This is a genomic window from Streptomyces caeni (assembly GCF_042678285.1).
In the GTDB taxonomy this organism is placed as follows: domain Bacteria; phylum Actinomycetota; class Actinomycetes; order Streptomycetales; family Streptomycetaceae; genus Streptomyces; species Streptomyces caeni.
In genome coordinates, this window is record NZ_JBHUDX010000022.1 from 136,913 (window position 1) to 137,333 (window position 421).

General features: G+C 81.9%; 1 pseudogene. It reads left to right on the forward strand.

The annotated features are described in order from the left end of the window. Positions 1–421: pseudogene (locus ACFSL4_RS09545) on the forward strand (translation initiation factor IF-2); the annotation flags it as partial.

Consider the following 421-nt stretch of genomic DNA (forward strand, 5'->3'; position numbering starts at 1 on the left):
TCCGGCCGGCTCCGGCCACGGGCAGGGCGGGCGCACCGGTGCCCCCCGTCCGGGTGCCTCGGGTCCGCGCCCGGGTGCCCGTCCGGCCGGTCCCCGTCCGGGCAACAACCCCTTCACCTCCGGTGGCTCCACCGGTATGGCGCGTCCGCAGGCGCCCCGTCCGCAGGCCCCGCGTCCGGGTGGCCCCGGTGCGCCGGGCGCTCCGCGTCCGCAGGGTGCCGGCCAGGGCGGTCCCCGTTCGCAGGGTGCCGGCCAGGGCGGTCCCCGTTCGCAGGGTGCCGGCCAGGGCGGTCCCCGTTCGCAGGGTGCCGGCCAGGGCGGTCCCCGGCCGACGCCGGGTGCCATGCCCCGTCCGCAGGGCGGTCCGCGTCCCGGCGGCGGTCCCGCCGGCCCGCGTCCGAACCCCGGCATGATGCCGCAG